A 15,817-nucleotide genomic window follows, 5' to 3' on the forward strand; every position below is an offset into this window, starting at 1 on the left:
GGCATCATGTCTGCTGTTGATCCCGCAAGCGTAAGCGCTGCACCCAAGCCGATGACCCCGATTCAGGAATTCTGGCACTACTTCAAACGTAATAAAGGCGCGGTTATTGGCCTGGTCTTCATCATCCTGATGCTGCTGATCGCCATCTTTGCTGAATTCCTGGCGCCGCATGCCCCTGCGGAACAGTTCCGCGATGCGTTGCTGCATCCACCAGTGTGGCAGGAAGGCGGCACCTGGAAGTTTATCCTTGGCACCGATGATGTTGGCCGCGATATTCTGTCGCGCCTGATGTATGGCGCACGCCTGTCGCTGCTGGTGGGCTGCCTGGTGGTGGTGCTGTCGCTGATCCTCGGGGTGGTTTTCGGTCTGATGGCCGGTTACCTCGGTGGTGTGGTTGACGCCATCATCATGCGCCTGGTCGATATTATGCTGGCGCTGCCGAGTCTGCTGCTGGCGTTGGTGCTGGTGGCGATTTTTGGTCCGTCGATTGTGAACGCCGGGCTGGCGCTGACCTTTGTGGCGCTGCCGCACTATATCCGTCTGACGCGTGCTGCGGTGCTGGTGGAAGTGAACCGCGATTACGTCACCGCTTCCAGCGTGGCGGGGGCGGGTACGCTGCGCCAGATGTTCGTCAATATTCTGCCTAACTGCCTGGCACCGTTGATTGTGCAGGCGTCGTTAGGTTTCTCCAACGCCATCCTCGATATGGCGGCGTTGGGCTTTCTCGGTATGGGGGCGCAGCCGCCGACACCGGAGTGGGGCACCATGCTCTCCGACGTGTTGCAGTATGCGCAAAGTGCCTGGTGGGTCGTGACCTTCCCTGGAGTGGTCATCCTGCTCACGGTTCTGGCATTCAACCTCATGGGCGATGGTTTGCGTGATGCACTCGACCCGAAACTCAAGCAGTAAAGAGGCACCGAGATGGCGTTATTAAATGTAGAAAAACTGTCGGTGCATTTCGGCGACGAAAAAACACCGTTCCGAGCGGTTGACCGTATCAGCTATCAGGTTGAGCAGGGCCAGGTGGTCGGCATTGTCGGTGAGTCTGGTTCCGGTAAATCGGTTAGCTCGCTGGCGATTATGGGCCTGATTGATTATCCCGGTCGGGTGATGGCAGAGAAGCTGGAATTCAACCAGCGCGACCTGCAACGCATCTCCGAAAAAGAGCGCCGCCAGCTGGTGGGTGCGGAAGTGGCGATGATCTTCCAGGACCCGATGACCAGCCTTAACCCGTGTTACACCGTGGGTTTCCAGATTATGGAAGCGCTGAAGGTGCATCAGGGCGGTAGCCGTAGCACCCGTCGTCAGCGCGCGATTGATCTGCTGGAGCAGGTGGGGATTCCCGATCCGGCTTCACGTCTGGATGTGTATCCGCATCAGCTGTCGGGCGGGATGAGCCAGCGTGTGATGATCGCCATGGCGATCGCCTGCAAACCTAAGCTGCTGATCGCCGATGAACCCACCACCGCGCTCGATGTGACCATCCAGGCGCAGATCATTGAACTGCTGCTGGAGCTACAAAAGCAGGAGAACATGGCGCTGATCCTGATCACCCATGACCTGGCGCTGGTGGCAGAAGCGGCGCAGCACATCATCGTTATGTATGCCGGACAAGTGGTGGAAAGCGGCAAAGCGGCGGATATCTTCAAAGCCCCGCGTCATCCTTATACCCAGGCGCTGCTGCGTGCGTTGCCGGAATTCGCGGCGGATAAAGCGCGTCTGGCCTCGCTGCCGGGCGTGGTGCCGGGTAAATACGACCGCCCAACCGGCTGCCTGTTGAATCCGCGCTGCCCCTACGTGACCGATCGTTGCCGTAGCGAAGAGCCTGAACTGCGCGACATTCCGGGCCGTCAGTCCAAATGTCACTTCCCACTGGATGATGCCGGGAGACCGACTTATGAGTCATGAGAAAACACAGCAGGATTATCTGCTACAGGCGATTGACCTGAAAAAACACTACCCGGTGAAGAAAGGGTTGTTCGGCCAGGAGCGTCTGGTCAAAGCATTGGATGGCGTATCGTTCAATCTGGAACGCGGCAAAACGCTAGCGGTGGTCGGGGAGTCGGGCTGTGGTAAATCCACGCTGGGCCGTCTGCTGACCATGATTGAAACCCCAACCGAAGGCGAGTTGTACTGGCATGGTCAGGATTTGCTGAAGCATGACCCGCAGGCGCAGAAACTGCGTCGCCAGAAAATCCAGATTGTGTTCCAGAACCCCTATGGTTCGCTGAATCCACGCAAAAAAATCAGCCAGATTCTGGAAGAGCCGCTGGTAATCAACACCACGTTGACCAAAGCGGAACGTCGGGAAAAAACGCTGGAGATGATGGCGAAGGTTGGTCTGAAAACCGAACATTACGATCGCTACCCGCATATGTTTTCCGGCGGTCAGCGTCAGCGTATCGCCATTGCCCGCGGCCTGATGCTGGACCCGGATGTGCTGATCGCCGATGAACCGGTATCGGCGCTCGACGTCTCGGTGCGTGCGCAGGTACTGAACCTGATGATGGACCTGCAACAGGATCTCGGTCTTTCCTATGTGTTCATCTCTCATGATTTGTCGGTGGTGGAACACATCGCCGATGAAGTGATGGTGATGTACCTTGGCCGCTGCGTAGAGAAGGGGAGCAAAGAGGCGATTTTCAGCAACCCGCGCCATCCCTACACTCAGGCGTTGTTGTCGGCCACGCCGCGCCTCAATCCGGATGAACGTCGTGAACGTATCAAACTGACCGGCGAGCTACCCAGCCCGCTTAACCCGCCGCCAGGTTGCGCCTTCAACGCGCGCTGTCGTCGCCGTTTTGGCACCTGTGTACAGTTGCAGCCCAAGTTGAAAACGTACGGTGAGCAGCAAATCGCCTGCTTTGCCGTAGACCAGGATGAGAACCAGCCGATCACTGGCGCATAAGTTATCTTGCAGAGATAAAAGGCCCCCGTTGGGGTAATGCTGGTCAGTTAAGACCATATTCGGATAAGGCTGCCATTGTTTAAAGAATGGCAGCTTTTTTTATGCGTACTCTGCTGTGGGCCATCGCCCCTCTGCGGCTGCCGGGCAGTCCTCGCGCCGCTGACGCGGTGCCTTCGGCTTCAACGTCGTGCCGACGGACCGTTCGGGGACGTCCATCCCTGTCCACCCCGAACTGACTCACGCATCCCTGCGTGAGTCTCCTGGCCCAACGTCAAAGCCTCAGCGCTGCGGATAGCCCTTTGCAGCAGCAGAGGGGCGATGGCCTTCACAATTGTGCCCTTTCTGGCAACACACACCGAAGCTTTGGAGCAGGCTGGGGCCGCTCAGGGGCAGGCAATCCGCTGCGCTGAACAGAGTGAGTCTGCCAGGAGAGCGCGCATGGATGCGCGCGAAAGGCGGGGTGGGACAGGGATGTTCCATCCACGCCGGTCCGTCAGGCAGATGAATGCCGTGAAGGCACCGCGTCAGCGGCGCGAGGACCGCCAGCCCCTGAGTGACACCAGACTGCGTTATCACCGATTGCTTAACTGACCAGCATTACCCCGTCGGGGCTTTTTTCATTTGTTAGTCTATACTTCAAAAAAATTAACGACTGACGTATCGATTATGAACCCATAGCAAAATTCATTACCCGATTGCATCAGTCATTCGCTGGTATTAAAAATTGTTTCGTCCGTTAAGACAAATTCCGAATTTTGTCAAATTTGTGTGAGATTGATCACGCAGGTGAAAAATCCGTAATTTGCAGAGGGTTAGAAATTTTTCAGTGAGTTATGAAAAGATTATCACCGTGATTATTTCAGTTAACCGATATTAATTAATTTCAGGTCATAAACAGAATGAGAGTTATTTTGCACCCTTTTTTCAATCACAAAGATAAAACTCTTTTATTGAATTCGGCGTTTTAATAATCAGATTTCTCTCACTGTGTTTTAATGTATGTGATATATTCGCGAAAAATTCCCCCCCTCCTTTTACAGGCCCCTGGTCATGAAGAACTACGACGATTTGCAGCGTTTTAAGGAAAAAACGCAGACGCTGGATATCGCTTTTAAGGATATGTCCGGGCAAACGCAGGAAGCCGACCAGAGTCAGTGGGCGATTATCCGTCAGCTGGCTGCTGATGAAGATCAGGAAACGTTAGGCGGCGGCCAGCGTATCGATCTGCCGCAGCCACAGCCGATTCGCGGCAACGAATTCGATACACCACCACAACAACCGCAGGTCGCGCCGGTCGCCAGTAGCGTACGGGGTTCGATTCTGGATAGCCTGGCAGCGACGCCAGCAGCGGGGGAGGCCCCGACAGCGGTGTCATCATTGTTCCCGCCAGCCCCGGCTAAACCCTCGCCTTCAGCCACACCTGTGGCACCGAAAGCCACCCATGTTGAGCGGCAGGCAACAACGTCGCTGTTTCCGCCCCCACCGCCCAAACCGGTTGAAGCGCCTGTGGCACCCGCTGTGGTGCCGGAGCCGGCAGTGGTTCCGGCACCGGTGGCCGTTGCACCGCCCCCCGTTTTTGCTGCCCCAGTCGCACCGGCGCAACCCGCTGCGGCACCGTCACGCTTTGGCGCATTATTCCGTTCGCGGCCAGCTGAGCCTGTGAACCTGTCGAAAGAGACATTACTGAAACCGTTACTGGAGAAGATTGCGCTATGCCGTTAGTTTGTGTGTGCTCGCCTAAAGGGGGAGTCGGGAAGACCACAATGGCAGCCAACCTGGCCTGGAGTCTGGCCCGCGCAGGCAGCAAAGTTTTGGCAATTGATTTTGACGTACAAAATGCGTTGCGCCTGCATTTTGGTGTGCCGCTGCATGATGGTCGCGGTTTTGTGGCGCGTTCCGAAGAACAAGCCGACTGGAGTCAGTCCATTCTCACCACCGGCGGCAATATTTTTGTCATGCCATATGGCGAGGTCACGGAACAACAGCGCGAACGTTTTGAAGAGAACCTGAGTAAAGATCCGCATTTCCTGAAACGCGGCCTGGATACGGTACTTAATTATCCCGGCCTGGTCATCATCGCGGATTTTCCGCCAGGGCCAGGTCCGGCGTTGAAGGCGATGACGGCACTTGCCGATATGCATTTAGTGGTGATGCTGGCGGACACCGCTTCGGTGTCTTTACTGCCGCAAATTGAAAACGACCGCATGATTGGTCAGCCACTAAATAATAAACGTGGACACTATTTTGTGCTCAACCAGAGCGATAACCGCCGCAATATAAGCCGTGATGTCACCGCTTTTATGCAGCATCGTCTGGGTGACAATTTATTGGGTGTGGTGCACCGGGATGAAAGCGTCGCGGAAGCCAATGCGTCACAGCAATCTGTTTTTGATTTCAGCCCTGCATCTGCGGCAGCGTTTGATATTGAGCTGGTTGCCAAGCGTGTCTCCAATATTCTGAATATCTCCGTGGGCAACGGTGAAGTTCAGGCACCCATTCGCAGTCATTATTAATAGCCTGGCATTGTCAGGCGAATAATAACAACACAGCTCCGCAGGTGAATCATGAGTAAACTCGCGTTTTACCTGCTGCTGCTGGTGCTTGCACCGGTCGCAGCGGTAATCATCATCACGCCGATGGATAGCCAGAAACAATATATCTTTGGCTTAATCAGCATTGGCATGCTGTTTTTAATGGGCTTAAGCAAAAGCCGTAAAATAACCGTGGTGATGGTCATCCTCTCCGCCCTGATGTCGACCCGCTATATCTGGTGGCGCACTACGGAGACGTTGCACTTTAATTCCGAGATTGAAGCCATTCTCGGTATCGGTTTATATCTTGCCGAATTGTACGTCTGGCTGATCTTAATTCTGGGTTTCCTGCAAACCACCTGGCCATTAAAACGCACCATTGAACCGCTGCCGGAAGATACCAGCCTGTGGCCAACGGTCGATGTGTATGTGCCTTCTTATAATGAAAGCCTCGATGTGGTACGTGATACCGTTCTGGCGGCACAGTGTATTGATTACCCGCGCGACAAGCTGAAAATTTATTTGCTGGATGACGGCAAACGTAGTGAATTTGCCATGTTTGCGGCAGACGTCGGGGTCGGTTATATCACCCGTGACGACAACCGCCATGCGAAAGCCGGTAACCTCAACCATGCGATGAAAATCACGAAAGGTGAGCTGATTTGCGTATTTGACTGTGACCACGTTGCCACCCGTACTTTCCTGCAAGCGACGGTGGGACCGTTCCTGAAAGATCCGAAGCTGGCGCTGTTGCAAACGCCGCACTACTTCTACTCACCCGATCCGTTCGAACGTAACCTGCGCGCTGCGCGCAGCATCCCGAACGAAGGTTCGCTGTTCTACGGCCCGGTGCAGCAAGGCAACGATAACTGGAACGCGACCTTCTTCTGCGGTTCCTGTGCGGTGATTCGCCGTAGCGCGCTGGAGGAGATTGGCGGGTTTGCGGTGGAAACCGTTACCGAAGATGCCCACACCGCATTGAAAATGCAGCGTCTTGGCTGGGGTTCTGCCTTCCTGTCGATTCCACTGGCGGCCGGACTGGCGACCGAACGTCTGGGTCTGCACGTCATTCAGCGTACCCGCTGGGCGCGTGGCATGACGCAGATTTTCCGTGTCGATAACCCGCTGTTCGGGCGTGGTCTGAAGTGGCAGCAACGCCTGTGCTACCTCAACGCGATGTTGCACTTCCAGTTTGGTCTGCCGCGCGTGGCGTTCCTGACGGCACCGCTGGCGTATCTGCTGTTTAACCTCAACATCATTCACTCGTCGGCATCGTTGATTTTCGCTTACGTGCTGCCGCACCTGGTGATGTCGCTGTACGTCAACTCACGTATGAATGGCCGGTTCCGTTACACCTTCTGGGGTGAGATTTACGAAACGGTGATGTGTTTCCACCTGGTTATCCCGACCATTTTGACCATGTTCTCGCCGAAACACGGTAAGTTCAACGTCACCGATAAAGGCGGGGTGCTGGATCAGGGCTTCTTCGATTTCCACATCGTGCGCCCGCATGTGATTGTGGCGGCGTTGCTGACGATAGGGATTGTGGCGGGTGTGGTGCGTGCCACCATGCATGATTACTTCGGGGTGGATCCTTACGTGATTGCCCTTAACGTCGGCTGGGCGGTGTTCAGCCTGATTATCCTGATGGCGGCGATTGCCGTAGCGCGTGAAACCAAGCAGGTGCGTAAAACCATCCGTATTGAAGTACAGATCCCGGCGATTATTCACTACGCCAGCGGTATCTCGTCGCGCACCATGACCAGCGACCTGTCAATGGGCGGCGCACAACTCGACGCGCCCGATGATCGTCATGAATACGATGAAATCGAAGAGATCGATCTGCTGCTGAAATCAGGTGCCATTACCATTCCGGTGAGCAAAATCTCTGGCGATGACGAAACCATTCGTCTGCGTTTCGAAGCCATGCCGCTGTCGCGTCGCCGCGAACTGGTGCGTGTGGTGCTGGCGCGTGCCGATGCATGGATTCAGCCACAGTACAAGCAGGACAATCCGTTGTTGTCGCTGGGCACCATTGTGCGTACCGTTTTCGAGCTGTTCTGGCTGACATGGAAAGATCGTCGTAATAAGGGCAAGCAGGAGGCTCAGCCTGCCGTCAAAGAGGACAGCGCCGCATGAAAAATTTGACGCAAACGTTGCTGGCGAGTTCGCTGGCAACCGCGCTGCTGCTCGTGCCCGCCTGGGCGGAAACGCCAGCCACGGTAACGCAGGACAGCTCTGCACTGGGGCAAATTCCACCACCGCAGGGCCTTGATAACAATGCCGATGCACAACTGAAAGAGGCGGCAGGTAGCACGCCTTATACCCCGGCGGAAACCACGCCAGCGGTCAGCGCACCCGCCGAGAATGCGCCTGCGGTAGAAAATGATGCACCCGCCGCCGCCAGCGAGTCTCCGGCTCCGGCACCCGAGATGGTTCTGCCGACACCTGCTGCGGCCCCGGTGCCAGCGCCGGTCGTCGCCGCGCCGCTGAATCAGCCGGTCAGCACCGTGATTTCGGTGGCACAGATGGGCCAGAAGCAGGGCATCGTGTTAACCGGTGGTCAGTTGCAGTCCGGCATCGTGTTTACCCTGCCGGGTGACGAGGTGATCACCAATGCGCGCCTCAACCTGTCGCTGCGTGTTTCTGCTGCGCTGGCATCGCGTAATACCTCGCTGCAACTGATGTTGAACGGCCAGCCATTGGGCACGTTGCCACTGGGTTCCACCGACAGCGATACCAGCGATTATCAGCTCGATATCCCGGCGGCGATGGTGGTGTCCAGCAATAACCTGAGCTTCAAAATCAACGATGCTGACAAGTTGTTGTGCGAGAAAGAGAGCGCGCAGCAATATCAGGTGACCATCCTGCCGAAAACCACGCTGAGCATGGAAGGCCAGCAGTTGAACATCGGCACCAGCCTGCGTAACTTCCCGCGTCCGTTTATTGATCCGCTGCGCATGACGCCTGCCAGCGTCACCATTGGCTTTGCCTCAAACGTGACGCCGGATACCGTCAGCGCCGCTGCGCTGGTAGCGTCCTGGATGGGCATTCAGTCGGATTACCGTGGCATCCGCTTCCCGGTGGTACGCGGTGATTTGCCGGAGCACAACGGCATTCTGTTCGGCCATCCTGGCGATAAAATTGGTCCCCTGACTTTCCCGGCGGCCAACGGCCCGACCTTACAGATGGTCGATAACCCGCTCAACCCGGTGTACAAACTGCTGCTGGTGAGCGGCGCCGATGATACGCAACTGCGTCAGGCGGCCAATCGTCTGACGACCCAGCCGCTGACCACCGATGCCAGCAACCTGAATGTGCAGCCGCAGCCGATTGCGCTGCGTAAGCCGTATGACGCCCCGCGCTGGATCAATACCAGCCGTCCGGTACGTTTGAGCGAGCTACTGCGTAAAGATCAAAGCCTGACCACCACCGGTATCTGGCACGATGCGTTGAGCGTGAACTTCCGCGCCGCGCCGGATCTGTTTATGTGGGATGGCGACACCATTCCGGTCAACCTGCATTATCGTTTCCCGTCCGAAAGCTGGATTGACGAGAACAATTCGTTCCTTAACGTGATGCTGAATGGCACCTTCCTGCGCAACCTGACGGTCAATAAAGTCGGCCTGCTGGAGAGTGCCTGGCATCGTCTCGGTGGCGATGCGCGTCAGGAAAACTATGCGCTCAAGCTCGATCCTTATCTGATTTACGGTGACAACCAACTGTCGCTTTACTTCAACATCAAGCCGAAAGCGGATGCCCCTTGCGGCGTGTTGCTGAACAACAACATCAAGAGCCGCATTGAGGATGACTCGTCGATCGACCTGAGCCATACACGCCACTTCACCATGCTGCCGAATCTGTCGTACTTCGTCGGTGCTGCCTTCCCGTTCACACGTCTGGCTGACTTCTCGCAGACGGCGCTGTTGCTGCCGGAAAAACCAAGCGATGCCGAGATCTCCACGCTGCTGGATATGGCAGCGCGTGCCGGTAACGCCACAGGCGTGCCGCTGGCGCAGAACCAGGTGTTATTCGGGATGCCGAATGGCGGCACCAACCTGTCGCGTCTGGAGCAGAGCGACCTGCTGGCGGTCAGTACCACGCAAAACACCACCTTTAACCAGGCGATGCTGGCGGGAACGCCGTATGAAACCAGCGGCAATACGCTGGGCGTGAAAGATCCCACTACCTGGGACAAGCTGCGCGGCTGGTTGATGGGCGACTGGTATCGTCAACAACTGGATGCCGATCGCTACTTCTCCTCCAACGAGGCGTGGCGCGGTTTTGTCAGCTATCGCTCGCCGTGGAACCCCGATCGCCTGGTGGTGATGACGGTGGCGACCAGCGATGACCAGTTACTGCGTCTGCACAACGATTTGAACTCGGCGCGTATCAACGCCGGTATTCGTGGCGATACCGCCATCATCACCGATGAAAACGGTATCCGCAGCTTCCGCGTCGGGCCGCAGTTCCCGAGCGGTGAAATGCCCTGGTACATGATGGTGGTGTGGTATGCCAACCAGCACTCCGTGCTGATGGCGCTGGCCGCATTGCTGGTTTCAGCGCTGGTGGGCAGTGGTGCCTGGGTGATGCTGAGACGTCATGCATGGCGACGTCTTAACCCGCAAGGTGATAGCAAGCCCGGCAAGAAGTAAGGATAAAAATAATGAAAAAACATCTGATAAGCGCCGGTATTCGCCATGCCCTGATTCTGGGTGGGGCACTGACTCTCTCTCAGCCGCTGCTGGCGGCGGAGAGCACCAACCCTGCGTTACAAGCGCTGTTCGATCAGGCGGCTTACTGGCACCAGAAAGCGCATGACGATTTAGCCCAGGCCTCGCTGCAAAAAGTGCTGATGGTGGAACCCAATAACACCCAGGCGCTGTACCTGCTGGCGTTATATGCCCAGCAAAGTGGCGATAACGTGGGCGCCGCGCAATGGCGCGCCCGCCTGAACCAGGTGTCGCCCAACGATGCGCATCTGACGGAGCTTGATAACGCTCGCCAGCTGCAAAGTATCCCGCAGTCACAGTTGTCACTGGCGCGTCAGCAGGCGCGCAGCGGCAACATCGCCGCAGCTTTGCAAACCTGGCGCAATACCTTTAGTGGCAATGAGCCGCCGCCGAGTGTCGCTGCCGAATATTATCTGACGATGGCCGGTGACCGATCGATGCTACCGCAGGCGGTCGAAGCGTTGCGTCAATTCTCCGCCGAACATCCGCAGGATACCGGGGCCAAACTGGCGCTGGGCAAGGCAATGACGTACCAGGAATCGACGCGTCGCGAAGGTATCGATCTGCTGGCGACGATGGCCGATGGCAACAAAGATGCTGACCGTTCGCTGCGCCAGGCGCTGCTGTGGCTTGGCCCGCAGGCTTCTGATGCGTCGTTGTATCAGACCTGGCAGCAACGCCATCCGCAGGACAACGCGGTGATGGATTATTACCGTAAAAATGTCGGCGGCGCGGAGAAAGGGGCTGGCTTTACGGCCCTGAACAGCGGCGATGTCAGCAGCGCCCAGAACAACTTCCAGAAAGTGTTGCAGGCCAACCCGCAGGATGCCGATGCGCTGGCCGGTATGGGTTACGTGGCGCAGCGCGCCGGACGTTATTCTGAAGCGGCTGATTACCTGACGCGCGCTGCGCAGTTGGGCGGGGATCAGAGCGAACAGCGCCAGAAACAGGCGGCTGATGCCCGTTTCTATGCGCAACTGGCAACGGCCCAGCAGGCACTGAAGAATGGCGACAGCGCTCAGGCGCTGGCGTTGAGCGAGCCACTGACTCAGGCTGAAGGCGAGAAAGGCACTTCAGCCAAATTGTTCCGCGCAGATGTGCTGCGTCGTACCAATCAGTTACCGCAGGCGGAGCAAACTTACCGTTCGATCCTGCAAAGCGAGCCGGATAACCGTAACGCGAAAGAAGGGTTGTTTTACGTGCTGCGTCAGCAGAATCGTAGCGCCGAAGCCAATACGTTGTTGGCCTCGCTGCCGGACAGCGTGCGTCAGAGCGTGGCACCGCGCGGCAGCAGCACCGATCCAATCCGCCAGCAGGCGAAGCGTGAGCTGGCGGCAGGTAACAATGCAGCGGCGATTGCCACCCTGCAACAGGGCATCGCGCGTAACCCTAACGATGGCTGGCTGCGTCTCGATCTGGCGCGCATCTATCGTGGTCAGGGCGATAGTATGATGGCGGCGAATATTATGCAGCCGACCATGCGTACCGGTGCCAGCACCAATGAACTCTACGCCGGTGCGTTGAATGCCAGCGAAAGCGGTGCCTGGCAACAAGCCAGCCTGCTGCTGGCGCGCATTCCCAACAGCAGCAAAAGCAGCGACATGCGCGAACTGGCGCAACGCGTGAACTTTAACCTGCAAATGAACACCGCCGATCAGTATCTGGCGCAGGGTTCGAATGCCGCAGCAGCGAATACGCTGCGCGCGCTGGCGTCGAATCCGCCAGCGAATCCGGTGGACGCGGGTAATCTGGCGCAGAAACTGGCGAAAGCGGGTGACCTCACCACCGCGGTGTCCGTGGTGCGTAGCAATATGCAGCGCGGCGTGCAGGGCAACGCCGGCGATTACGCTGCGCAGGTGGCGGTCCTCAATCAGGCCGGTTTGACCACCGAAGCGCAGAGCTTCCTCAGCAGCCCGGAATTGCAGGCTCGCAGTACGCCGACGCAATTGGCTGGGATTCGCAACGGCTACGTTATCAACGAAGTGGATCGCCTGCGTGAGCAGAAACAATACGCCGCCGCTTATGACAAACTGGTGGGGGCGCTGCAACACGATCCGCAGAACCGCGATCTGATGTTCGCGATGGCGCGTCTGTACCAATCCGGCAAGATGAACAAAGAAGCGGGCGTGGTGTATGACTACCTGATGACCCAGGACACCCCGACCCAGGATGCGCGTGAAGGGGCGATCAATGTGGCGCTGGCACAGAACGATGTGCAGAAAGCCAATACCCTGACGCGTGGCCTGCGTAATGAGCAAACGCCGGACCGTCTGCTGTTGCTGGCGCGAGTGGCGGAAGCCAACGGTGAGCACAGCCAGGCGATGAGTTATCTGCGCACCGCCCGCGGCCAGTTGATTGGCTTGCAGGGTGCACAAACCGGCAGCGTACCGACCGTGGGTGGTCTGGCGTTGGCGGATAACCCGTTTATCAACCGCAGCACCTCACCGGTAGGGCGCACGCCTTCCAGCTACGGTACGGTGATGCCGTGGCAATCCTCGCCGGATGCCACCAGCAGCGCCAGTGGCGTAACGCTGGCGAGCAATACCCCGGCGGTGCAGCAGAGCCGTACACTGAAGCAGATCGACGATATGATGGACGATTTGCAGGAGAAAACCGGCACCTGGACTCAGGGCCAGTTGCAGGTACGTGGACGTGATGGCGAATCGGGGCTGAGTAAGTTGACCGAAGCCAAAGCACCGCTGACCTTCTCCACCGTGCCGTTTGGTGATTCGCGCTTCGACTTTACCATGACGCCGATTTCCCTGTCGGCGGGCAGTGCCGCGGGCGATGCCTGGCGTCGTTTCGGTACTAACGCGCTGATTCAGGGCGGCGTGGTTGCGGCGGGTGATGCTGAAGTCACCGATGTGCCTTCTTCTTCGACCAATTCGCAGAAAGGCAACGGGGTTGAGCTGAATATGGCGCTGCGTGGCGATAGCTACAAAATCGACCTTGGCAGTACGCCGCTCGGCCAGGATCTCAGCACTATGGTGGGTGGCATCCAGTGGTCGCCGAAGCTGACTGACTTCCTGACGCTGATCCTGACCGGAGAGCGTCGTGCGGTAACGGACAGCCTGCTGTCGTATGTTGGCGCAGAAGATACCGCCAGCGGTAAGAAATGGGGCCAGGTGACGAAAAACGGCGGCAACGCGCTGCTGAGCTACGACAACGGTGACGCCGGTTTCTATGTTGGTGGTGGTGCCTACAGCTATATTGGCGAGAACGTCGCCAGCAACAACAGCGTGCAGGCCACCGCAGGCGCCTATGTACGTCCGTTCCATTACGACGACCGCGAACTGAAGGTGGGTATGAGCCTGTCGTGGATGGACTTCTCGAAAAACCTCAGCTACTTCAGCTATGGCCAGGGCGGTTATTTCAGCCCGCAGAACTACGCATCGATCTCGTTCCCTGTCGACTTCTCGCGTACCTTTGATGACCTGAAGGTGAATATCGGTGGTTCGATCGGTTATCAGTCCTACAGCCAGGACAGAAGCGCTTACTTCCCGAATGATCCTTCATTGCAATCTCAGTTGCAGGCAATGGCGGATGCGGGTTACGTCAAGAGCGCCTACTACGAAGGCGATAGCAAAAACGGCATTGGTTATAACCTGCATGCCGGGGCTGACTATAAGATCAACAAAGATCTCACCCTGGGTGGTCAGTTAGGCTATGACACCTTCGGTGATTACAACGAGACTACCGCGAATCTGTACTTCCGCTACATGTTCGGAGACAACTAATGAGTGAGCAATTGGCAGCCCGCGTCAATCACCCGCATCAGCCGGGCTGGTTTGATCTGGTTAGCGTGATGATTGAAGGCATGCTGGATAATGCCGGAGAGGAAGCCGAAGGTTTCCTCAACCAGGTGGGCGAATCGCTGGCGGCGCGCTATCCTTTGGCGGAGGCGCGCACCGTTCAGGATCTTGAGCGTGAAATGAATTTGCAGCTGGCGCGTTTTAGCTGGGGCTTTGCCCAATTACAGCCGATGGAGAACGCCATTCTGATTCAGCACCATGCGTTACCGGCGGGAGACAACCGGGTGAATAGCGAACGCTGGCAGTTGGCATTTAGCGCCGTGCTGGCCGGGGTGTATGCCCGCTGGCTTCAGGACCAGGGCGGCAGCGTCAAGGTTCCTCTTACCCTTGAAAAGCTCGATGGCAGTACGCTGCACTACCGATATCAATAGGAAGCTGAGATGAGTGTTAAGCCGTTCTGGCGTCAATGGATACTCTGTTTCATGGTGATGTTTTTTAGTGCCCAGGCGGCCGCAGATGGCTGGAGTACCTTTAAAAGTCGCTTTATGAGCAACGATGGTCGTATCAGCGATACCGCCAATAACAACGTCAGCCATACCGAAGGCCAGGGCTACGGCATGTTGCTGGCGGTAGCCAATGACGATCGCCCGACCTTTGATAAGCTGTGGCAGTGGACGCAGACCCATCTGCGCAATCCGCAAAACGATCTGTTTTACTGGCGTTATACCCCAGGTGCGACCGATCCCGTCGCTGACAAAAATAACGCGTCGGATGGTGATGTCCTGATTGCCTGGGCCTTGCAGCGTGGGGCGCAGAAGTGGTCCTCTGCCAGTTACCAGCAGGCGTCTGATCGTATCCAGCGGGCGATTGTGAAGCACAACGTGATCACCTATGCCGGGCATACCGTGATGCTGCCGGGTGTGCAGGGTTTCAATAAAACCAGTTTTATCGTACTCAATCCGTCCTATTTCCTGTTCCCGGCATGGCGTGAGTTTGCTGAGCACAGCCATTTGCGCGTCTGGAATCAGTTGATTGATGATGGCATGGACCTGCTGGGCGATATGCATTTCGGCAAAAGTGGTTTGCCGCTCGATTGGGTGGCGCTGAATGCGGATGGCTCGGTTGCGCCAGCGGTCGGGTATTCCAACCGCTTTAGCTATGACGCGATTCGTATCCCACTGAATATCTGGTGGTACGATCCGCAAAGCCTGCGTCTGGTGCCCTACCAGCGTGTCTGGCAGGCCTATGGGCGCTTAACCACCCCGGCGTGGTTTGATGTGCTGGCGAACACGCCCGCGCCTTACAACCTCGACGGCGGCTTGCTGGCGATTAGGGATTTGACGCTGAGCGAGACGGGTTATCTCAGTGACCGGCTGGCACCAGATCAGAACTACTTTTCTGCCAGTTTGCAGTTGCTGACCTGGATGGCATATCAGGAAAGGCGCTGATGCGCTGAAGTTTGGGGGCGGTTTCGTTCGCACTGGCGTGATTTCGTTCGCCACAGGCTGAAGTAGTTTCAGTTCGCCGGTGCGGCGACCGAGCAAAGGGCGCCTGGCCGCGCCCTCTGCACTCCCCGGCCCTGCGCCAGCCTCTTTTTTTGCGCGATAAATCGCGCCGCTTGTATCTTGAAGTTGTAACTGGTTAGCTACCCGTTACACGAAACGGAGGCAGCTTGTCGCGCCGCTTAAGACCCGATCTTGTGCCGTAGCTTAAAGCCCTCCGTTTCTCCTTTCACGCCAGCATCTACTCTGAACGGTAACCAGAAGCTCTGACTTCGTATGTACAAGGCAAGATGGCGTGATGGTTCATGTGAAAGGGAGCTGTCTTATGATTTATCTCGGTATTGATGTCAGTAAAAACAAACTCGACCTCTGCCTGTTGCCCGGCAACGGG

General features: G+C 57.0%; 10 protein-coding genes. All 10 read left to right on the forward strand.

The window, feature by feature from the left end:
* Positions 1-6: 6 nt before the first annotated feature.
* Complete coding sequence (dppC, locus tag CTZ24_RS00600; RefSeq protein WP_036625803.1) at positions 7-909, forward strand: dipeptide ABC transporter permease DppC; 903 nt, start codon at positions 7-9, stop codon at positions 907-909.
* 12 nt (positions 910-921) lie between these two features.
* Positions 922-1,908, forward strand: coding sequence for a dipeptide ABC transporter ATP-binding protein (gene dppD, locus CTZ24_RS00605; protein WP_021183747.1), 987 nt, complete (start codon positions 922-924; stop codon positions 1,906-1,908).
* The gene (dppF, locus tag CTZ24_RS00610; RefSeq protein ID WP_208724515.1) at positions 1,898-2,908 is read left to right on the forward strand and encodes a dipeptide ABC transporter ATP-binding subunit DppF; all 1,011 of its coding nucleotides are present in this window, start codon (positions 1,898-1,900) and stop codon (positions 2,906-2,908) included. Before dppD ends, dppF begins: the two co-directional genes overlap by 11 nt.
* Before the next feature lie 1,050 nt (positions 2,909-3,958).
* Positions 3,959-4,630, forward strand: coding sequence for a cellulose biosynthesis protein BcsO (bcsO, locus tag CTZ24_RS00615; protein WP_208724516.1), 672 nt, complete (start codon positions 3,959-3,961; stop codon positions 4,628-4,630).
* Positions 4,621-5,421 (forward strand): cellulose biosynthesis protein BcsQ, encoded by an 801-nt coding sequence (gene bcsQ / locus CTZ24_RS00620; RefSeq protein ID WP_036625806.1) that lies wholly within the window; start codon positions 4,621-4,623, stop codon positions 5,419-5,421. The genes bcsO and bcsQ overlap by 10 nt, the downstream gene beginning before the upstream one ends.
* Before the next feature lie 51 nt (positions 5,422-5,472).
* Positions 5,473-7,578, forward strand: coding sequence for a UDP-forming cellulose synthase catalytic subunit (gene bcsA / locus CTZ24_RS00625; protein ID WP_021183752.1), 2,106 nt, complete (start codon positions 5,473-5,475; stop codon positions 7,576-7,578).
* Positions 7,575-10,094 (forward strand): cellulose biosynthesis cyclic di-GMP-binding regulatory protein BcsB, encoded by a 2,520-nt coding sequence (gene bcsB / locus CTZ24_RS00630; protein ID WP_208724517.1) that lies wholly within the window; start codon positions 7,575-7,577, stop codon positions 10,092-10,094. Before bcsA ends, bcsB begins: the two co-directional genes overlap by 4 nt.
* Before the next feature lie 11 nt (positions 10,095-10,105).
* On the forward strand, positions 10,106-13,909 hold the full coding sequence (locus tag CTZ24_RS00635; RefSeq protein WP_208724518.1) for a cellulose biosynthesis protein BcsC: 3,804 nt from the start codon (positions 10,106-10,108) through the stop codon (positions 13,907-13,909).
* Entirely contained in the window at positions 13,909-14,355 is a 447-nt protein-coding gene (bcsD, locus tag CTZ24_RS00640; RefSeq protein ID WP_021183755.1) for a cellulose biosynthesis protein BcsD, read from the forward strand. The genes CTZ24_RS00635 and bcsD overlap by 1 nt, the downstream gene beginning before the upstream one ends.
* 9 nt (positions 14,356-14,364) lie before the next feature.
* Positions 14,365-15,372, forward strand: a complete 1,008-nt coding sequence (locus CTZ24_RS00645) for a family 8 glycosyl hydrolase (protein ID WP_036625810.1) — start codon at positions 14,365-14,367, stop codon at positions 15,370-15,372.
* Positions 15,373-15,817: the final 445 nt, after the last annotated feature.

Source organism: Pantoea phytobeneficialis (assembly GCF_009728735.1).
Lineage (GTDB): Bacteria > Pseudomonadota > Gammaproteobacteria > Enterobacterales > Enterobacteriaceae > Pantoea > Pantoea phytobeneficialis.